This window comes from Pseudoalteromonas sp. 3D05 (assembly GCF_002723455.1).
Lineage (GTDB): Bacteria > Pseudomonadota > Gammaproteobacteria > Enterobacterales > Alteromonadaceae > Pseudoalteromonas.
The window spans coordinates 170,222-190,353 of record NZ_PDUS01000006.1 but is presented as its reverse complement, the minus strand read 5'-3'; the positions used below and the strand labels follow the sequence as shown (position 1 = coordinate 190,353).

Annotated in this window: 18 protein-coding genes; all 18 read left to right on the top strand. The window is 41.7% G+C overall.

From position 1 onward, the window contains the following. Positions 1–28: 28 nt before the first annotated feature. The 18 genes from cutA (at position 29) to CSC79_RS08610 (ending at position 20,043) form a co-directional block, all read left to right on the top strand. Positions 29–349 carry a divalent-cation tolerance protein CutA gene (cutA, locus tag CSC79_RS08695; RefSeq protein ID WP_099295432.1) on the top strand — a complete coding sequence of 107 codons (321 nt, stop codon included), beginning with the start codon at positions 29–31 and terminating at the stop codon, positions 347–349. Beyond that, positions 349–2,184: a protein-disulfide reductase DsbD gene (locus CSC79_RS08690; protein WP_099295431.1), complete on the top strand. Its 1,836-nt coding sequence runs from the start codon at positions 349–351 to the stop codon at positions 2,182–2,184. The genes cutA and CSC79_RS08690 overlap by 1 nt, the downstream gene beginning before the upstream one ends. Before the next feature lie 225 nt (positions 2,185–2,409). After that, on the top strand, positions 2,410–2,862 hold the full coding sequence (gene aroQ / locus CSC79_RS08685) for a type II 3-dehydroquinate dehydratase (protein ID WP_099295430.1): 453 nt from the start codon (positions 2,410–2,412) through the stop codon (positions 2,860–2,862). Positions 2,863–2,895: 33 nt separating this feature from the next. Further along, entirely contained in the window at positions 2,896–3,360 is a 465-nt protein-coding gene (gene accB, locus CSC79_RS08680) for an acetyl-CoA carboxylase biotin carboxyl carrier protein (protein ID WP_099295429.1), read from the top strand. 26 nt (positions 3,361–3,386) lie between these two features. After that, complete coding sequence (gene accC / locus CSC79_RS08675; RefSeq protein ID WP_099295428.1) at positions 3,387–4,727, top strand: acetyl-CoA carboxylase biotin carboxylase subunit; 1,341 nt, start codon at positions 3,387–3,389, stop codon at positions 4,725–4,727. Between the two features lie 144 nt (positions 4,728–4,871). Further along, the gene (tsaE, locus tag CSC79_RS08670; RefSeq protein WP_099295427.1) at positions 4,872–5,339 is read left to right on the top strand and encodes a tRNA (adenosine(37)-N6)-threonylcarbamoyltransferase complex ATPase subunit type 1 TsaE; all 468 of its coding nucleotides are present in this window, start codon (positions 4,872–4,874) and stop codon (positions 5,337–5,339) included. Positions 5,340–5,369: 30 nt separating this feature from the next. After that, the gene (locus CSC79_RS08665) at positions 5,370–6,713 is read left to right on the top strand and encodes an N-acetylmuramoyl-L-alanine amidase (protein WP_099295426.1); all 1,344 of its coding nucleotides are present in this window, start codon (positions 5,370–5,372) and stop codon (positions 6,711–6,713) included. 16 nt (positions 6,714–6,729) lie between these two features. Next, complete coding sequence (gene mutL, locus CSC79_RS08660) at positions 6,730–8,565, top strand: DNA mismatch repair endonuclease MutL (protein ID WP_099295425.1); 1,836 nt, start codon at positions 6,730–6,732, stop codon at positions 8,563–8,565. 10 nt (positions 8,566–8,575) lie between these two features. Beyond that, positions 8,576–9,493, top strand: coding sequence for a tRNA (adenosine(37)-N6)-dimethylallyltransferase MiaA (miaA, locus tag CSC79_RS08655; protein ID WP_099295424.1), 918 nt, complete (start codon positions 8,576–8,578; stop codon positions 9,491–9,493). An 80-nt stretch (positions 9,494–9,573) separates the two neighbouring features. Next, entirely contained in the window at positions 9,574–9,840 is a 267-nt protein-coding gene (hfq, locus tag CSC79_RS08650) for an RNA chaperone Hfq (RefSeq protein ID WP_058560837.1), read from the top strand. Between the two features lie 16 nt (positions 9,841–9,856). Further along, the gene (hflX, locus tag CSC79_RS08645) at positions 9,857–11,140 is read left to right on the top strand and encodes a ribosome rescue GTPase HflX (protein WP_058560838.1); all 1,284 of its coding nucleotides are present in this window, start codon (positions 9,857–9,859) and stop codon (positions 11,138–11,140) included. 106 nt (positions 11,141–11,246) lie between these two features. Beyond that, positions 11,247–12,413 carry an FtsH protease activity modulator HflK gene (gene hflK / locus CSC79_RS08640; RefSeq protein WP_099295423.1) on the top strand — a complete coding sequence of 389 codons (1,167 nt, stop codon included), beginning with the start codon at positions 11,247–11,249 and terminating at the stop codon, positions 12,411–12,413. 5 nt (positions 12,414–12,418) lie between these two features. Next, positions 12,419–13,297: a protease modulator HflC gene (hflC, locus tag CSC79_RS08635; protein ID WP_099295422.1), complete on the top strand. Its 879-nt coding sequence runs from the start codon at positions 12,419–12,421 to the stop codon at positions 13,295–13,297. Between the two features lie 218 nt (positions 13,298–13,515). Continuing rightward, positions 13,516–14,829 (top strand): adenylosuccinate synthase, encoded by a 1,314-nt coding sequence (locus CSC79_RS08630; RefSeq protein ID WP_099295421.1) that lies wholly within the window; start codon positions 13,516–13,518, stop codon positions 14,827–14,829. Between the two features lie 115 nt (positions 14,830–14,944). Further along, positions 14,945–15,568: a tetratricopeptide repeat protein gene (locus tag CSC79_RS08625; protein ID WP_099295420.1), complete on the top strand. Its 624-nt coding sequence runs from the start codon at positions 14,945–14,947 to the stop codon at positions 15,566–15,568. A 254-nt stretch (positions 15,569–15,822) separates the two neighbouring features. Then, a complete protein-coding gene (locus tag CSC79_RS08620; protein WP_099295419.1) occupies positions 15,823–17,412 on the top strand; it encodes an alkaline phosphatase in 1,590 nt (529 codons plus the stop codon). Positions 17,413–17,423: 11 nt separating this feature from the next. Further along, the gene (locus CSC79_RS08615; protein WP_099295418.1) at positions 17,424–19,217 is read left to right on the top strand and encodes an alkaline phosphatase; all 1,794 of its coding nucleotides are present in this window, start codon (positions 17,424–17,426) and stop codon (positions 19,215–19,217) included. A gap of 112 nt (positions 19,218–19,329) precedes the next feature. Continuing rightward, complete coding sequence (locus CSC79_RS08610) at positions 19,330–20,043, top strand: hypothetical protein (protein WP_099295417.1); 714 nt, start codon at positions 19,330–19,332, stop codon at positions 20,041–20,043. Positions 20,044–20,132 lie beyond the last annotated feature (89 nt).

Here is a 20,132-nt window from a genome sequence, read left to right as displayed (position 1 = left end):
CAGAATTAACAACTAAAGGTTCAATATGATGACAACTCATTTTCGACTAGTTTTTACCACATGTGAAAACGCTACTGAGGCGCGTGCTATGGCAGAGCAGTTGGTTAGCCTAAAATTAGCCGCGTGCGTTAGCATTTTACCCAATGTTGAGTCAGTTTATATGTGGGAAGGTGAAGTAACGCAGGCTACAGAATGCAAGCTGCTGATTAAAACTAAGTCTGAAAAAATGAATCAAGTTATCCAAACTATAAAGCAGTTACATAGTTATGAGATTCCTGAAATTCAGGTGGTTGATGTATCAACGGGCAATTTAGCCTATTTTAATTGGATGGATGAGGTACTTAATTAATGCGGTTTTTTGTTTTCTTGCTTTGTACGCTGTGGTTTATGCCAGCACAGGCTGCGTCTAATAATTTATTGAATGATTTACTACAGCCTGCTGAGCAAACGTTTTTACCTGTAGATCAAGCCTTTAGTTTTGACTTTGATCAGCAAGGAAGTACTTTATTTATTGGCTGGGACATTGCCCCAGGTTATTACCTTTATAAAAAGAAGCTTGAGATCATTGCTAAAGAAGCTGATATCAAGGTCCCAGAACTAGGTGAAGGGGTGGTGATTGAAGATGAGTTTTTTGGTAAAACTGAGGTCTTCTTCGACTCATTTAGCGTGGTAAGTAAATTAAGCAATGTAGCGCAACAAGGTGTAGTGAAAGTGCGCTATCAAGGCTGCGCCGAAGTAGGACTTTGCTACCCTCCTGAAATTATTACCATTCCACTGAGCGTTATTTCAGGTGAAAACCCGCCCTCAAATAATAGCGCGACAGACACATCAAACGCATTAGCTGCTCTTAATAGTGCTCCATCAGTTGTAAATGAAACTGCTGCTGTACAACAAGATGACGTTGAAAAAGAACAAAACTTTACCGAAAAACTGGCATCACAAGGTTTGCTAACTAATTTAGCTATTTTCTTTTTAGTGGGCATTGGCTTAGCATTTACTCCTTGTGTATTTCCTATGTTTCCTATCTTGTCGAGCTTGATTGCAGGGCAACAAAACCTCTCCACAAAAAAAGCATTTGCACTATCGTTTGTATACATTCAAGGCATGGCGGTGACTTATGCGGCATTGGGCTTAGTGGTGGCATCGTTAGGTGGGCAAGTGCAGGGCTACTTACAGCACCCCTATGTTTTGATCAGCTTTAGTTTGTTATTTGTTTTATTAGCCATGTCGATGTTTGGGTGGTACGAAATAAAGTTACCAAGCTCTATGATGAATAAGCTCACTCAAGTGAGCAATAATCAAAAAGGCGGCAATTATATTGGTGTATTTTTGATGGGGGTTTTATCTGGCCTGATAGCATCACCTTGCACAACAGCACCATTATCAGCAGCTCTATTATTTGTTGCGCAAAGCGGCGATTACTTAGTTGGCGGTTTAACGCTTTATGTTTTAAGCCTTGGTATGGGCATACCATTATTGTTGTTAGGTACCTCAGGCGGAAAATTACTGCCTAAAGCAGGCGGTTGGATGGAGCAAGTTAAAACCCTATTTGGTTTTATTATGTTGGTTGTGCCGTTAATACTGCTAGAGCGTATTGTTGATTTTGACATCATACTATTAATGGCGGGTTTATTAGCACTGGCAACAGCGCTTTATTTACATCATTGGCAAAGTTCTCAAAACCAAGGCAAGCTCAAAACTGCACTGTGGTTTGCAGCAACCTTGTTAGTTATTGCGGGTGCCAGCTTGGCTAAAAATTACATTTGGCCAACGCCAGTGGTGACAGCTCCTGCTGAACAGCAATCACAAAAACGTGAATTTAAATTGGTTGCTGATTTAGCTGAACTGAAGCAAGCAATTAGTGATGCAAACGATGAAGGTCGTTTGGTAATGGTAGATTTGTATGCTGAATGGTGTGTTGCATGTAAAGAGTTTGAAAAATACACCTTCCCTGAACAAAATGTGCAAGCCGAGTTTGCTCACTTTGAGTTATTAAAGATTGATCTCACTGAAAGCGATGAAACCACCATTGAAGTGATGGAAGAATATACGGTATTTGGTTTACCAAGTATCTTGTTCTTTAATACGCAAGGTGAAGAGCTTGCAGCGCAACGTGTGACAGGCTTTTTAGACGCAGACGACTTTACTGAACAGCTTATAAATGTTCGTGAGTATGCTAAATAACTACTTTTTGTACAATTTAATACAACGCCACTCTCTGCAGTGGCGTTTTTGTTTCTTGGGTATACCTAGTCATTAGACCAGTATTTTGCTGCTATTTACATCGAACTGGCTATAATAGGTGGTTAACGTGAGAAATACTTGTTATTTTATGTTTAACCCCAAGCTAATTAGTGGGTTTTATAGTGAAAATGGCTTAACTCATTATTTATAGGATTATCGCGTATTATGGCTGCAAAATTTAAGATTTTTGTTCTAAATGGCCCTAACTTAAATATGCTTGGTAAGCGTGAACCAGAGAAATATGGTTCACAAACACTGGGCGAAATTATGAGCGAACTAACAACCCTCGCCCATGGTCTAGATGTTGAGTTAACGCATTATCAAAGTAATAGTGAACAAGCTTTAATTGAGCATATACATAGTGCTTGGCAAGTTATTGATTGCATAATTATCAATCCAGCAGCATTTACGCACACAAGCGTAGCTTTACGTGATGCATTGCTAAGTGTTGATATCCCGTTTTATGAAGTGCACTTAACTAATGTGCATGCGCGGGAGGCGTTTCGTCATCATTCGTATTTTTCGGATGTAGCACAAGGCGTGGTATGTGGATTAGGTGCAATGGGTTACCGCGCAGCATTAGAAGCGGCGGTTAGTCGGTTGCAAAACGCAAATTAATTTTAAACACACAAACTAGAAGGCGGGTCGTTCATGGATATTCGCAAGATCAAAAAACTAATTGAACTAGTAGAAGAATCAGGTATTGCTGAATTAGAAATCACCGAAGGTGAAGAGTCAGTACGTATAAACCGTAACAATATGAGCGCAGGTCCAGCTTACGCTCCACAATATGCTCCTCAGTATGCACCAGCTCCAGCAGCGGCACCAGCACCTGCGGCTCCAGCAGCATCAACTGAAGCGGCAGCGCCAGCAGCACCAACCGGTCATCAAGTATTATCACCAATGGTTGGTTCTTTTTATGCAGCAGCATCACCAGAAGCACCTGCATATGTTGAAGTGGGTTCTAAAGTTAATGTGGGTGACACACTTTGTATCATCGAAGCAATGAAAATGATGAACCAAATTGAGTCAGACAAAGCCGGTACAGTAAAAGCTATTTTAGTTGAAAATGGTGAGCCAGTAGAATTTGATCAACCTTTATTCATCATTGAATAATAGTGCAACCTTAGAGGCCAACTCTCATGTTAGATAAAGTAGTCATTGCAAATCGAGGTGAAATAGCACTTCGTATATTGCGCGCCTGCAAAGAGCTTGGGATCAAAACGGTTGCTGTGCATTCAACGGCGGATCGCGATCTTAAGCACGTATTGTTAGCAGATGAAACAATCTGTATCGGTAGACCTTCAGCAACTGAAAGTTACTTAGACATTCCGCGTATTATTGCTGCGGCAGAAGTAACCGATGCGGTTGCGATTCACCCAGGTTATGGTTTCCTTGCTGAAAACGCTGATTTTGCAGACCAAGTTGAGCAAAGCGGTTTTGTATTTATTGGTCCTAAAGGCGATACTATTCGCCTAATGGGCGATAAAGTATCGGCAATCAATGCTATGCGTAAAGCGGGTGTGCCGTGTGTTCCAGGTTCTGACGGTCCAGTATCAGATGACAAAGAGCGCAACATGCAAATTGCTAAGCGTATCGGTTACCCGGTAATCATCAAAGCAGCTGGTGGTGGCGGTGGTCGTGGTATGCGTGTTGTACGTAACGAATCAGAGCTTATAGATTCAATCGCACTGACTCAGCAAGAAGCAAAACAGTTCTTCGGTAATAGCATGGTTTACATGGAGAAATTCCTTGAAAACCCACGCCATATCGAAATTCAAGTACTTGCTGATGGTCAAGGTAACGCGGTTCACTTAGGTGAGCGTGACTGTTCAATGCAGCGTCGTCATCAAAAAGTAGTTGAAGAAGCGCCAGCGCCGGGTATCACTGCTGAAGTACGTAAATTCATTGGTGAACGCTGTACACGTGCGTGTATCGAGATTGGTTATCGCGGTGCAGGTACGTTTGAGTTCTTATATGAAAACGGCGAGTTCTATTTCATCGAAATGAATACCCGTATTCAGGTTGAACACCCTGTAACTGAAATGGTTAGTGGCGTTGACTTAATTAAAGAGCAGTTAAAAATTGCTGCTGGTCAGCCGTTGTCATTCACACAAGATGACGTGGTTATTCGTGGCCATGCTATTGAATGTCGTATCAATGCAGAAGACCCTGAAACGTTTATTCCTTCGCCGGGCAAAATTACCCGTTTCCATCCTGCGGGTGGCCTAGGTATTCGTTGGGATAGCCATATTTATGCAGACTATAAAGTACCACCACACTATGACTCAATGATTGGTAAGCTCATTACTTACGGTGAAAACCGTGATGTAGCTATTGCCCGTGCACGTAATGCATTAAATGAGTTAGTGATTGACGGTATTAAAACCAATACGCCACTGCATAAGAAAATCTTAGCAGATGAAAACTTCCAAAATGGTGGAACCAATATCCACTATCTTGAGAAGAAATTAGGTTTATAAGCATTTATAAAACTAATAATTTAAAAAACCGGCAACTTTGCCGGTTTTTTTAGCTCTAACGAACAGTGGCACTGTATTCGCGATACAAAAATAATCTGGTATGATTAATACAGTAATAACTTATTTGTTTTTCATGAGGTAATAATGACCCTGAGTGTTGGTTTTCAACTTGCTGATGAAGCAGCAACGGTCGCAATGGGTAATAAGCTTGCAAGTTTAACTGAGCAAGGCGTGGTTATTTATTTACATGGTGATTTAGGCGCCGGAAAAACCACATTAACACGAGGTATAGTGCAAGGGTTCGGCCATCAAGGTAAGGTTAAGAGTCCAACCTATACATTAGTCGAGCCTTATGAATTAGCAAAAGCCAATGTGTACCACTTTGATTTATACCGCTTGGGTGACCCTGAAGAGCTAGAATATATGGGTATTCGTGATTATTTTTCAAATGATGCAATTTGTGTTGTTGAATGGCCTGAGAAAGGCGGGGAGTGTATACCTGTTCCTGACTTAGATATTACAATGCGCTATGTTGGTGAAGCCCGTGAAATTGAAGTTTGCAGCGTGAGCCAGCGCGGCAAAGCAGTAGTAGAGCAATTAACTCGAGATTAAAAAATAATAATTAAAGGTGTAGTGGATCAGATGGGTCGAGTAGTCATTAAATGGGTGTGTGCTTGTTTGTTATTTGCAATAAGCCAAGGGGTTTTTGCACAGAACACTATTAACAGTGTGCGTGTGTGGCCGTCTCCTGATAGCACTCGTGTTGTTTTTGATTTAACTGACAAACCAGACTTTAGCTACTTTATGCTGAAGAATCCGTTACGCCTCGTGGTTGACTTAGAACATACTAATAAAATTAAAAACCTGCCTAGCATTCCTAAAAAACATCAAATTGTTAGTAAACTGCGTTATTCCAAAGCTAAAAATAGTAAAGGTGTACGTTTTGTTTTTGAGCTAACCGGTTCAGTTAAACCGGTATTATTTGCTTTGGCTCCAACTGGGCCATATAAAAATCGTTTAGTGGTAGACCTTTACAACAAAGAACAGGCAAAACCCGTTGCACAAAGTAGCAATACCGCAGTTAAGAAACGTGAATTAAGTAAACAACGCGACATTGTGATTGCTATTGATGCAGGCCACGGTGGTGAAGACCCTGGCTCCATAGGGCCATCAGGCACCTATGAGAAAACAATTACATTGCAAATTGCAAAACGTTTAGAGCGTATGATTGATGCCGAAAAAGGTATGATTTCTAGAATGGTACGCCGAGGTGATTACTTTGTTAATTTAAACACTCGAACTAATCGTGCGCGAGAAAAAAAAGCAGACTTTTTTGTATCAATTCATGCTGATGCATTTACTAGTCCTCAGCCAAGTGGTGCGTCTGTGTGGGTTTTATCATTGCGCCGTGCCAACTCTGAAATAGGTAAATGGCTTGAGGATAAAGAAAAACATTCGGAACTTCTTGGCGGTGCAGCAGGTGTAATAAAAAATACCGCCAGCGAGAAATACTTAGCACAAGCGTTGCTTGATATGTCGATGGATCATTCCATGAAAACGGGCTTTAGCGTTGCTGAAGAAGTGATGGATGAACTAAAAAAAGTAGCCAAAATGCACAAAAAGCGTCCGCAAGCGGCAAGCTTTGGGGTATTAAAGTCTCCAGATATCCCGTCAATACTGGTTGAAACTGGGTTTATTTCCAACCCACGTGAAGAGCGCTTGTTGAAAACAGCGGACTATCAAGAGCGGCTGGCGAGAGCAATCTTTACTTCATTGAAAAATTATTACCTTAAAAACCCACCCGATGATTCGTTGTTTGCATCATTAAAATCGCAACACCCGACCACACATAAAGTTCGTCCAGGAGAGTCATTAAGCTTACTTGCGAATCGCTATGGGGTGAGTGTGAATAAATTAAAACGCGCCAATAAACTCAAATCAAACACTTTATTTATCGGCCAAGAGCTCGATATCCCACAAAGCTAAAATCGTTAGGATGAGTATGAGTATTGAAATATTACCAGCGCGATTGGCTAACCAAATTGCAGCAGGTGAAGTGGTTGAAAGGCCAGCGTCAGTTGTTAAAGAGTTGGTTGAAAATAGCTTAGACGCAGGTGCAACGCGTATTCAAATTGATATTGAGCGTGGCGGCCACAAACTTATTCGAATTAGAGATAATGGTTCAGGCATTAATAAAGATGAGCTTACATTGGCGCTGTCTCGTCATGCTACGAGTAAACTAAAATCCCTGGATGATTTAGAAAATATTTGTTCATTGGGCTTTCGTGGTGAAGCTTTAGCATCAATTAGTTCAGTGTCTCGGTTGACGCTAAGTTCGAAGACTAAAGCGCAAGAGGCAGCGTGGCAAGCTTGTGCTGAGGGTCGCGATATGGCAGTGCAAGTCAAACCGACCGCCCACCCTGACGGCACCACGATTGAAGTAAAAGACTTATTTTTTAATACGCCAGCACGGCGTAAGTTTTTACGTACTGAAAAGACCGAGTTTAACCACATTGATGAGCTCATTAAGCGGATTGCCCTAAGCCGCTTTGATGTATCGATTACCTTAACGCATAACGCTAAAGTGGTACGCCAATATCGCGCCAAAATAGATCCTAACCAAGCAATTACCCGGGTCGCGCAAGTTGCTGGTAAAGCATTTGCTGAGCAAGGTTTGTATATTGAGTCCGGTGATACAGGTTTGCAGTTACACGGTTGGGTATTACCTGTGGGTTCAAGCAATACCACGCAATACACCTATGTAAATAATAGGATGATGCGGGATAAACTGATTTTGCATGCTATTCGCCAAGCATTTGAAGAAGTGGCAGGACAAGAAGAGTTACCCGGCTTTGTGATATATATTGATATTGATCCGCGCCAAGTTGATGTAAACGTGCACCCGGCAAAACATGAAGTACGCTTTCATCAGGGGCGCTTAGTGCATGACTTTATTCTACAAGCCGTAAAACAAGTCGTTGTGCCTTTGCAGGATGACTTTGTAGCACCGCAAATACTAGCGCAGGCGCAACCAAGTGAACGCTTCTCAAGTGCGACGTCAGTTGAGCAAGCTGACGTGTTTGATTACCCAAAAACGCCTTTGCAACCGAGTCAACCTGTTAGCTATTCGGGTGGCTCATCCCGTGCAGGTGGCTCTGCTGCGAGTGGGCCTTCAGGACAAAGAGAAAGTAAAGCGTCGCTTCATGATGTGAACGCATTTTACCAAGGGGTAAGTGAACAACATGCCGCACATTTTGATAGTGTAGCCACCTTAACAACACAACACACACCAGTCTTAGCGCCTGCACAGAGTATTAGTACAACCTCATTAATAGTACAACAAGATGGTAGTTGTGTTTTCACTGAGCAACAGCAACTTTATTGTTCTCATTTTAAATATGCTTTAGCTGATTACTGGCAGCAGCAAATTACAGAACAAGCAAGCCTTGAAGGTAAAGCATTACTGCTCCCTGTGCGCGTCAACATTAGTGTTGACGACCAAAAAGTATTAACCGAGCAACAGTCATGGTTTAATTTACTAGGATTTGAGCTCAATATTGAAAAGCAATTTGTAATGGTGAAAAAGCTGCCTCATAGTTTGTATTTACTAGATGTAAGCCAAGCCATTGACGCATTGCTGCTAATCAGTAAAAAACAACTCGATAACCTATTAGATTGGCTTAATTGGCTGCAGAGCAACGTGCCTGAACGCTATTTTTCAAGCCAAACATTTGCAGGCGAGTTACAACAAATGAAAAATAATCCGCAAACAATTCAACGTTTGCGCGAAAAAGCAGTTAAAATAGACCTACATCACTATTTAACACAGCTAGATTAGGGTTAACGCGTTGAGTAATTTACCGGTCATATTTTTAATGGGTCCAACAGCAGCAGGCAAAACTGCACTCGCTATTGAGCTTTGTCAGCATTTAAAAACCGAAATAATCAGCGTTGATTCAGCCTTAGTGTATAAAGATATGGATATCGGTACAGCTAAGCCAAACGCGCAAGAGTTAGCGCTAGCACCACATCATTTGATTGATATGATAGATCCTGCCCAAAGTTACTCTGTGGCCGATTTTCGTCGTGATGCGATTGAAAAAATTGATCAATTTCATAAACAGGGTAAAGTGCCTGTATTGGTTGGGGGGACAATGATGTATTTTAAAGCACTCATTGATGGTTTGTCGCCGTTGCCAGAGGCATGCCCTGTTATTAGAGCTGAACTTGAAGCACAAGCACAACAGCATGGCTGGCCTGCGCTTTATAAGGAGCTGGTTGCGGTAGACCCGCAAGCGGCAGAAAAAATGAGTGAAAACGATTCTCAGCGTATTAATCGTGCGTTAGAGGTTTATCGTTTAACAGGTAAAACAATGACTCAGCTGCAAAAACAAAAGCAGCCAAAGTTACCTTATACGTTTCATCAATTTGCTATTGCGCCTGATGATCGCGCTGATTTACATGAGCGTATAGAACAAAGGTTTAAAATAATGCTTGATGAGGGGTTTGAAAAAGAAGTTTCGTCCCTATATCAACGTAATGATTTGCACCCAAACTTACCCTCTATTCGTTGTGTAGGGTATAGACAAATGTGGGATTACATTGCTGGCGAGACAGACTATGATGACATGGTGTTTCGCGGTATTGCAGCCACTCGACAACTTGCTAAACGTCAGTTGACCTGGTTGAGAAGCTGGCCCGAGGTAACTTGGTTAACGACCGGTGATGAAGAAAACTTGCAACGTGTTGTAAGTTCGCTAAGCTAGTAGTAGTTGAATATTTTTTAGCTTTGTTAAATGAGTTCAGCCACTTAATTATAATAACACCTAGAACGAAGGATAATAACATGGCAAAAGGCCAATCGTTACAAGACCCATTTTTGAATGCGCTACGTCGTGAGCGTATTCCAGTATCAATCTTTTTGGTTAATGGCATCAAGCTACAAGGTAAGATTCAGTCGTTTGACCAATTTGTAATTTTACTTGAAAACACAGTAAATCAAATGGTGTATAAACACGCCATTTCAACAGTAGTCCCTGCTCGCGCAGTAAACTTCCAAGGTGTTCAAGGAAGTGAAGAAGGTGATGAGCAGCCAGAACCTGGAAATTTTTAAATTAGGAGCGTAATGCTTGTTTGACCGTTATAAAGCCGGCGAACAGGCAGTCTTAGTTCATATTGACTTTCCTCAAGAAGGAGATCGCGAAGATCTTCATGAACTGGAAATGTTAGTATCTTCTGCTGGTGTTAGCAGTTTGGCGGTTGTGCAAGGCAGCCGTCAATCACCACATCCGAAACTATTCGTCGGTAGCGGTAAAGCAGAAGAAATTGCTGAGATTGTCAAAATCCACAATGCAGATGTCGTCATATTCAATCATCAACTCAGACCCTCTCAAGAGCGTAATTTAGAGCTTGTTTGTCAATGTCGAGTGCTTGATAGAACGACCCTGATACTTGATATCTTTGCTCAGCGAGCGCGTACCCATGAAGGTAAGTTGCAAGTTGAGTTAGCACAGTTGCGTCACATGTCGACTCGTTTAATACGAGGCTGGACCCACCTTGAGCGCCAAAAAGGCGGTATTGGTCTACGTGGGCCAGGTGAGACACAGCTCGAAACCGATAGACGTTTATTACGCGCGCGTATTCAAAGTATCCGTGCACGCTTAGATAAAGTAGCAGTACAACGTGAGCAAGGACGCAGAGCGAGAAACCGTAATGAAATTCCAACCGTCTCTTTAGTTGGTTATACTAATGCGGGTAAATCTACTTTATTCAATCGCATTACCAACTCAGATGTTTATGCAGCGGATCAGCTGTTTGCAACCCTAGACCCAACATTACGTAAACTTGAAATAGGCGATGTCGGTTCAGTCATTCTTGCCGATACGGTTGGTTTTATTCGTCATCTACCTCATGACTTAGTTGCTGCTTTCAAAGCGACGCTGACGGAAACCCGTGAAGCTGACTTACAGTTGCATGTTGTGGATGTGGCTGATGCACGTCGCAAAGAAAATATAGAGCAGGTACAATCGGTTTTAAAAGAAATTGAGGCAGATGAAGTGCCGCAATTACTCGTTTATAATAAAATTGATGCACTGGAAGATGTTGCTCCACGAATTGATCGTGACGACGAAGGCATGCCTATAAGAGTATGGTTGTCTGCACAAAGTGGTCTTGGTTGTGAGTTGCTTTCAGAGGCGATAAGCGAACTGCTTGCTAAGAAAATGTTCGCGCATACACTCAAACTTGCACCGCAATATGGGCGCTTGCGCGCTTCATTGTTTAGTTTAAACGCTGTGCATGAAGAAGATTTTGATGAACACGGGCAGTGGTTGTTGACCACGCGTATGCCAATGGTTGAATGGAACAAATTAAAGAAAGAGTTTGGCCCAGAAATCGATTCATTTATTTTATAGATGTAAAAATTTACTGCATGCTGTCGTTTTTAGTATGAGAACGGCAGTATATTTGGTAGATTTAACACAATTACCTAAATTATTTAGATAACAATGGAGTATAGCTATGGCCTGGAATGAACCGGGTAATAATGGCAATGACAAAGATCCGTGGAACAAAAAAGGCGGACGTGATCAAGGCCCACCTGATTTAGACGAGGTGTTCCGTAAATTCAGCAATAAGTTTGGTGGCATTTTTGGCGGTAATAAATCCGGTAAAGATGGCGGCGGGCTTGGTGGCGCGGGTTTATCATTCGTGCTTATTATTGCTGCAATTGTATGGGCATTGAGTGGTATTTACACTGTTAAAGAAGCTGAGCGTGGTATCGTTTTACAATTTGGTCAATACGACCGAATTGCACAACCAGGTCTTCGTTGGAAAATGACGTTTATTGAAACGGTTATACCAGTGGACATTGAGGCTGTTCGTTCGTTATCAACATCAGGTTTCATGCTAACTGAAGACGAAAACGTAGTAAGCGTTGAGTTTCAAGTTCAGTACCGTGTTATTGACCCTTACCTTTACAAGTTCAGTGTCACAAATGCTGACTCTAGCTTAGAAGAGGCACTAGAAAGCGCGCTACGTTATGTTGTTGGTCATTCTAAAATGGATCAAGTTTTAACAAATGGCCGTGAAATTGTGCGTCAACAAACGTGGGATGAACTTAATCAAATCATTGAACCTTACAACTTAGGTTTAATCGTTACCGATGTGAACTTTAAAGATTCACGCCCACCTGCTGAAGTAAAAGACGCTTTCGATGATGCTATTGCAGCACAAGAAGATGAGCAGCGTTTTATTCGTGAAGCTGAAGCTTATGCTCGTGAAATTGAACCGCGTGCACGTGGTCAAGTTACGCGTATGACCCAAGAAGCAGAAGGGTATGGCGAACGTATCATTTTAGAAGCACAAGGTGAAGTTGCTCGTTTTGAGAAGCTATTACCAGAGTATCAAGCTGCTAAAAGAGTAACACGTGAACGTTTATACATTGATACTATGCAAGAAGTGCTAGGCAATAGCTCTAAGGTGTTAGTCGACGTGAAAGGTGGTAATAACATGATGTATTTACCGCTTGATAAAATCATGGAAAAACAAGGCACAGCTACTCGTGTAGCGTTACCGAGTTCTAGTGATATAAATGATTTACGTAATAAAATAAATACATCACGCAATAGCACCGTGAACTCAGGTTCAGACCGCTTTAGCGCAGATCGCTTTAACGACGGGAGATAAGCGTAATGAAAAACTTTAGTTTAGTTCTATTATTAGCTGCCGTTGTTTTGTCATTTTCGTCGGTATTTGTCGTACCTGAAGGGCAAAAAGCAATTGTGATGCTATTTAGTAAAGTACAAAAAGACAGTGACGATAAAGCCATTGTCTACAGCCCTGGCTTACAGTTCAAGGTACCTTTTTTCAGTCAAGTACGCCGTATGGATGCGCGTATTCAGACGCTAGATGGTGCACCTGACCGTTTTGTAACCAGTGAGAAAAAAGACTTAATCGTTGATTCGTTTGTAAAATGGCGAGTAAACGACTTTAGCGCTTTTTACTTACGTGCACGTGGTGATAAGCAATATGCTGAAACACTACTTAAGCAAAAAGTAAATAACGGCCTACGTACTAACTTTGGTTCACGTACAATTCGTGAAATTGTATCTGGTGAGCGTAGTGAGTTGATGGAAGAAGCATTAGTGCAAGCCTCTGAAAGCGCAAAAGAGCTGGGTATTGAAGTGCTTGATGTGCGTGTTAAGCAAATCAACTTACCACAAGAAGTAAGTAGCTCGATTTTCCAACGTATGCGTGCTGAGCGTACTGCTGTGGCAAAAGAGCATCGCTCTGAAGGTCAGGAAAAAGCAGAAACAATTCGTGCAGAAGTTGATCGTCGTGTAACAGTAATGCTTGCTGATGCAGAGCGAAATGCGCGTGCAGTACGTGGTGCTGGTGATGCGCAAGCAGCGGCTATTTACGCAAATGCTTATAACAAAGATGCTGAATTCTTTAGCTTCGTTCGTTCATTAGAAGCCTATAAGCAAACGTTTAAAGATAAGCAAGATGTGATGGTATTATCACCGGATAGCGATTTCTTTAAATACATGAAGGGCGCTACAGCGCAGTAATTTTTTCCTTCATAACTAGACCAAATCCAAACCCTGTGTATGCAGGGTTTTTCTTTTAGTAAAACGAATTTTTATGAATAACTTAATGTTATTCAACCAGTTAATTTTTATTGTAGGTATTGCTTTCGCCTCTCGCAGAAAAAATAACCTAAACGGGGTGATCTTTGCCCTCATTTTCTGGTAAAATCTCGTCCTAATTTTTTCTAAGTGAATTTACAATGGGCAAAAACGTTGTTGTATTAGGCACCCAATGGGGTGACGAAGGTAAGGGTAAGGTAGTTGACCTCCTTACAGACAAAGCATCTTTAGTAGTTCGTTACCAAGGTGGCCACAATGCAGGGCATACTTTAGTAATCGACGGTGAAAAGACAGTTTTACACCTTATTCCATCGGGTGTATTACGTGACAATGTTAAGTGTGTGATTGGTAATGGTGTTGTAGTTTCACCAGAAGCGCTAATGAAAGAGATTGGCATGCTTGAAGAACGTGGCGTACCAGTACGTGAACGTTTATTGATCAGTGAAGCATGTCCGCTAATTTTGCCTTTCCACATCGCATTAGATGTAGCCCGTGAAAAAGCACGTGGTAATAAAGCTATCGGTACTACAGGTCGTGGTATTGGTCCAGCTTACGAAGATAAAGTAGCTCGTCGTGGTTTACGCATCGGTGATTTATTCAACCCTGAATTATTTGCTGCAAAACTTAAAGAAGTATTGGAATACCATAACTTCACACTAGTGAACTACTACAAAGTAGATGCAGTTGATTTCCAACAGACTTTTGATGATGCAATGGCTGTTGCTGATATCCTTAAAGCAATGGTTGTTGATGTTACTGAATTACTAGATCAAACTCGTCTTGCTGGCGAAAATATCTTGTTTGAAGGTGCTCAAGGCACGTTACTTGATATCGATCATGGTACTTACCCATACGTAACATCGTCTAATACGACTGCCGGTGGTGTTGCAACGGGTGCTGGTTTTGGTCCATTAAACCTTGATTACGTGTTAGGTATTATCAAAGCATACACAACGCGTGTAGGTTCTGGTCCTTTCCCTACAGAGCTTTACGATGGTGTTGAAAAACAAGACGAAATCGGTAAGCACTTAGGTACAGTTGGCCATGAGTTTGGGGCAACAACGGGTCGCCTTCGTCGCACAGGTTGGTTAGATGCAGTGGCAATGCGCCGCGCGGTACAAATTAACTCAATCTCAGGTTTCTGCTTAACTAAACTAGACGTACTTGATGGTTTAGAAACGTTAAAAATCTGTACTGGTTACAAACTTGAAGATGGCACAGTTACTAACGTAACGCCACTTGCTGCTGAAGGTTACGAGAAAGTAACGCCAGTATACGAAGAAATGCCAGGTTGGTCTGAAAACACAGTCGGCGCGACGTCTGTTGATCAGTTACCACAAGCAGCGCTTGATTACATCAAGCGTATTGAAGAAATCACAGGCGTACCTGTTGATATTATTTCTACTGGCCCAGATCGTGTAGAAACTATGGTATTACGCAGCCCGTTTGCATAAATACTATTAGTACTAAAAAAGCTGCCTAGTGCAGCTTTTTTTGTGTCTTTATTTCAATATGGAACGATCTTTGTATAAACTTTATTAAGATGGTTTTAAAATTAAAGTGGCCTAAATGCGTTTGTTATCTTGTTTATCATTAGTGTTGTTATCAATGCTGCCTGTTAGTTACGCCAAAGCAGATGAGCCTTTAACGGCTGTCCCTTTGTATACTGAAACAGAGCTGTTAGCGCTGATCAATAAAAATACCCATTTAGCTCGCGTAAAGGCAGATGATTGCCAGTTAGTGCAAGATATTGAAGCGAGAGCCAATAAAATGGCACTGCCGTCTTATCAGTTTTTATATGGCGATATGCTGGCATATGCTGTGTGTGTTGATCGCAATGTTGAACTAGGCGTTTATTATATGCGCCAAGCTGCAAATCAAGGTTTGGCAGCGGCATTGGAACAACTTGGCCGCTATTATGACGTTGGCCAACTAGTGCAAAAAGATAAAGCTATGGCAGTCACTTACCTACGTGAAGCCTCAGCGCAAGGTAATTTAAAAGCCCAATTAAGGTTAGTTAAACTATTTAACGATGGTTTTGGCAGCCCACGTGATTATGAAGATGCCTATAGATGGTTATTTCATGCCATGGTTGCTGACAAGGCAACCCATAAAAAAATAGAACGTGCACTAAGCCAACTAGCGAAAAAAATGCCTGATAGTGTTATCGCTCGCGCTCGCTTACCGATGTAACTAGATTTAACTCTATCTCTTTTATTTAACAAGACCTTGTCGGTACTCATTGAAGAAATGACATCATTACGTTTTGTTATGGTATATCATATCTAAATTATTGATTTTAATAAATATTACTTTTTTTCTTAACCTCATTGTCATTGATAATCACCGTTAGCTTCATAAATCTTCACTAATATCTCTCCCGTACTTTAACTCATCCCCCTTGGGGCTAACGATTCTATATCAAAAACATAGAGACGGAATTTAGAATGAAAATCAATAAAATTGCGACCGCAATTGGGTTTACATTGGCGATATCTGCAGTAGCAAATGCAGGTGTTTTACCGCAAAGCCAAACACAAAGCCAGTGGTACGAAAGTGCTCAAACTACACTTGCTACTAAGCAAAACCAAGCTCAAGAAGAACAACAAACTAAAGCTAAAAATGTGATCTTGTTTGTGGGTGATGGCATGGGTGTATCCACGTTAACTGCAGCACGTATATTAGCTGGTCAACGTGAAGGTCAACTGGGTGAAGAAGGGTTGCTTAGTTTTGAAGCATTTCCTTATTCAGCTCAAGTAAAAACATACAATGTGGATGCGCAAACACCAGACTCTGCAGGCACAATGACTGCAATGGCCTCTGGTGTGAAAACCGATGTGGGTGTGATTGGTGTTAATGAAAGCATTCAACGAGGCGATTGCTCTACCGTGTTTGGTAATGAATTAATTACCACTACAGAGTTGGCTGAAATTAAAGGCTTGGCAACGGGTGTGGTATCAACCGCGCGCATTACTCATGCGACACCAGCAGCGACTTATGCCAAATCAGCAGATCGTAACTGGGAAGATGTATCTGATATGCCAGAAGATGCAGTGACCGATGGTTGTGAAGATATTGCATCGCAGTTAGTGAATTTTGAAAAAAACTTAGAGGCAAGATTTCTAGGTACTGATGTTGATGGTATAGATGTTGTAATGGGTGGCGGACGTCGTCACTTTTTACCAAAAGATGCTGCTTTTAACTCAGATGATGCAATGAGCGAAGTAGAAGGCGATAGAACAGATGAACGTGACTTAACAGCTGAATGGCAAGCAAGCTATCCTGATGGCCAATATGTAATGGATAAAGCAGGTTTTGAGGCTATCTCTGCGGATACAAAGCAAGTATTGGCGTTGTTTAATGAATCACATATGCAGTATGAGGCAGATCGTGAGAATGATATCGCAGGTGAGCCTTCGTTATCTGAAATGACAGCAAAAGCCATTGATATCCTAGGTAATAATGAAAAAGGCTTCTTTTTGACGGTGGAGTCAGGTCGTATTGACCATGCTCACCATGCCGGAAATGCCTATAACGCGTTAAACGATACTATTGAGTTTGCTAAGGCTGTACAAGCTGCGGTTGATAATACCAACCCTGAAGAAACACTCATCTTAGTAACAGCCGACCACAGCCATGTATTTACGATTGCAGGTTATCCAAAACGGGGTAACCCAATTTTAGGTAAAGTTGTGGCGGTAGGTAAAGAAGATCCTACGCTTGCAGCAGATGGCATGCCTTATACAACGGTAGGTTATGCAAATGGCCTAGGCTATAGAGATTTAGGTGATGAAACAAACGCAGATGCTGCTTATCTTGAAGGCCCTAATGTAGGCCGTCATGATTTAACCACTATTGATACCACAAGTGCCGGCTTTCACCAAGAGGCAACAGTACCTCTTGGCTCTGAAACACATGCTGGTGAAGACATTACACTTCATGCCAAAGGACCGGGTGCACAACTTGCGCAAGGTGTAGTAGAGCAAAATGTAGTGTTTCACTTAGTTAATCAAGCACTCGAATTAATTAAACAATAATGGCGGCTAACATGAAAAAATTAAACCTACTATCTTTAGCTGTTGTAGTCGCATTAACTGGCTGCTCAGATGACGATAAAGATTATAAATCTCTAATTGTAAATAACACTTTGCCAGTAGGGTCTGAGCAGTGCGTCAATGGCGGCACTGAAAAGCTTGAAGGTGAAGATACGAACCGTAACGGTGAGCTAGATGCCGATGAGGTATTAACAACTACAGTTACATGTAATGATCCAGCAAGTTCTTTAACACCTCAGCAGTTAGTAAATTTATCGACTAACCAATGGTTTAAAGATGCAAAAGTGAAAATGGCAACAAGCCAAGACAATATTGAAAAAATAGTAAAAGAATCAGGCAAAGCAAAAAATATTATTTTATTTGTGGGCGATGGCATGGGTGTATCAACCGTGACAGCAGCACGTATTCTTGCAGGTCAGCTTGAAGGTAAAATGGGTGAAGAGCACCTATTAAGCTTTGACACCATGCCGTTCTCTGGCTTTTCTAAAACGTACAATGTAGATGCTCAAACACCGGATTCAGCAGGCACAATGACAGCAATGGCGTCGGGTGTTAAAACCGACGTAGGCGTAATTGGTGTTGATGAAGACATCGAGCGCGGCGACTGCTCAACGGTTGCTGGTAATGAGCTTGTCACCGCGACTGAACTTGCTGAAATTAATGGTTTAGCAACTGGTATTGTATCGACGGCTCGCATCACTCATGCAACACCTGCTGCGACATATGCAAAATCTGCAGACCGTAACTGGGAAGATGTATCCGACATGCCTGAAGATGCCGTAACAGGTGGGTGTGAAGATATTGCCTCTCAGCTTGTTAACTTTGAAGCTAACTTAGAAGCACGCTTTGCAGGTGTTGATGTAGATGGCCTTGAAGTAGTAATGGGGGGCGGTCGTCGTCACTTTTTACCAAAAGATGCCGCTTTCAACTCTTCAGATGCAATGAGTGCTGTTGAAGGGGATCGCACAGATGAGCGTGATTTAACAGCCGAGTGGCAGGCTAAATACCCTGAAGGTCAATATGTTATGGACCAAGCTGGGTTCAATAATCTTGATACAGAAAGTGTTTCGCAAGTATTTGGTTTGTTCAATGAATCGCATATGCAGTATGAAGCAGACCGTGCGAATGATATCGCTGGTGAACCATCATTATCAGAAATGACGTCTAAAGCGATTGATGTACTTGATAATAACGACAAGGGTTTTTTCCTTACGGTTGAATCAGGACGAATTGACCATGCTCATCATGCAGGCAATGCTTACAATGCGTTAAATGACACCATTGAACTATCAAAGGCTGTTCAAGTTGCTATGGATAAAACCAGTATTGAAGACACCTTGATCATTGTAACGGCCGACCACAGCCATGTATTCACAATTGCAGGCTACCCAAAACGAGGTAACCCAATATTAGGAAAAGTGGTAGCGGTTGGTAAAACTGAGCCAAGCATGGCTGCAGACGGCATGCCATATACCACGGTTGGTTACACTAATGGTTTAGGTTACAGAGACTTAGGGGACGAAACGAATGCAGATGCATCCTACCTTGAGGGACCAGCAGTGGGTCGTTTTGATTTAACATCAGTCGACACAATGAGCCCTGGTTTTCACCAAGAAGCAACGGTACCACTTGGTTCAGAGACACATGCAGGTGAAGATGTTGGTGTTTATGCAATAGGCCCAGGCGCACACCTGGTAACAGGCACAAACGAACAAAGCTTCCTGTTCCATGTAATGGATTATGCTGGTGACCTTGTTAAAAATGCAGATGCAAAACTAGCCAAGTAATTGGTCAGTTAATTTGCAATTAAAGAGCAACTCACCTGAGTTGCTCTTGTCATAAATATGCCAAATCAACGCGATACAGTAATACCTACTCTAATCAAAGAAATTACATGCCATGAAACTACTTATTTTATCTATGCTTTTGTTAAGCCCATTTGCCAGTGCTGTTGAGTGCAAAACCGATAATCAATATGTGCAAGCTAATTACAAAGTAAGCGAGCAAACTAGCCACAAATTGTCTGCAAAGGAGCAATTATTCACATTATGGCGTACTCCGCGTCAAGTTGCGCAACAAAGTGAACAGCTGGTTGAGTTGTGGCAGCAGTTGAGGAATCAGCAAATTCGTCCTATTCGCTACTTTACTCAGGCAAAACGAGGAATTGAATATCATCCCTCTGAAGTAAAGGGTCAGTTAGATTTTAGCAGTAAGTATCAATTAATCAGTGATCAGCTACTGGCAAAGATGCAACTGCAAAGTGAGCAGGGCGATGGGTGTGACACAAAGCAATATTACCGTTTGAAAAAAGCAGATACTGTTATTGAGGTTGTTTGGTTAAGTAATCAGCAATTAGTCGAATCAATGCAGATTCAAAAGGCTAACTACAGCCGCAAAATATCATTACAATCAGTGAGCTTTAACAAACAAAAAGTACTTGAGCAGTTTGCTCGTTGGGATAAGTACCAAACCACAGACTATGCGGATATTGGCGACAACGAAAGTGACCCGTTTTTAGCCAAAATGATTAACCTAGGCTTTGTTGAGCATGGCGCGACTGGTTTTTACGATACAAATGGGAAGACTTTAAAAAGCAATCATCATCACCACTAATATGCGTATGGGTTTTTTCGGGGTAATTAGTTTACGTTTAAAACTGGTAAAATAAAGCTTCCTATTTTAACTTTAGTGTATCAACATCA

Coding starts and splice junctions, on each gene's coding strand:
- cutA (WP_099295432.1), top strand. CDS start 29: ATGACAACTCATTTTCGACTAGTTTTTACCACATGTGAAAACGCTACT.
- CSC79_RS08690 (WP_099295431.1), top strand. CDS start 349: ATGCGGTTTTTTGTTTTCTTGCTTTGTACGCTGTGGTTTATGCCAGCA.
- aroQ (WP_099295430.1), top strand. CDS start 2,410: ATGGCTGCAAAATTTAAGATTTTTGTTCTAAATGGCCCTAACTTAAAT.
- accB (WP_099295429.1), top strand. CDS start 2,896: ATGGATATTCGCAAGATCAAAAAACTAATTGAACTAGTAGAAGAATCA.
- accC (WP_099295428.1), top strand. CDS start 3,387: ATGTTAGATAAAGTAGTCATTGCAAATCGAGGTGAAATAGCACTTCGT.
- tsaE (WP_099295427.1), top strand. CDS start 4,872: ATGACCCTGAGTGTTGGTTTTCAACTTGCTGATGAAGCAGCAACGGTC.
- CSC79_RS08665 (WP_099295426.1), top strand. CDS start 5,370: ATGGGTCGAGTAGTCATTAAATGGGTGTGTGCTTGTTTGTTATTTGCA.
- mutL (WP_099295425.1), top strand. CDS start 6,730: ATGAGTATTGAAATATTACCAGCGCGATTGGCTAACCAAATTGCAGCA.
- hfq (WP_058560837.1), top strand. CDS start 9,574: ATGGCAAAAGGCCAATCGTTACAAGACCCATTTTTGAATGCGCTACGT.
- hflK (WP_099295423.1), top strand. CDS start 11,247: ATGGCCTGGAATGAACCGGGTAATAATGGCAATGACAAAGATCCGTGG.
- hflC (WP_099295422.1), top strand. CDS start 12,419: ATGAAAAACTTTAGTTTAGTTCTATTATTAGCTGCCGTTGTTTTGTCA.
- CSC79_RS08630 (WP_099295421.1), top strand. CDS start 13,516: ATGGGCAAAAACGTTGTTGTATTAGGCACCCAATGGGGTGACGAAGGT.
- CSC79_RS08625 (WP_099295420.1), top strand. CDS start 14,945: ATGCGTTTGTTATCTTGTTTATCATTAGTGTTGTTATCAATGCTGCCT.
- CSC79_RS08620 (WP_099295419.1), top strand. CDS start 15,823: ATGAAAATCAATAAAATTGCGACCGCAATTGGGTTTACATTGGCGATA.
- CSC79_RS08615 (WP_099295418.1), top strand. CDS start 17,424: ATGAAAAAATTAAACCTACTATCTTTAGCTGTTGTAGTCGCATTAACT.
- CSC79_RS08610 (WP_099295417.1), top strand. CDS start 19,330: ATGAAACTACTTATTTTATCTATGCTTTTGTTAAGCCCATTTGCCAGT.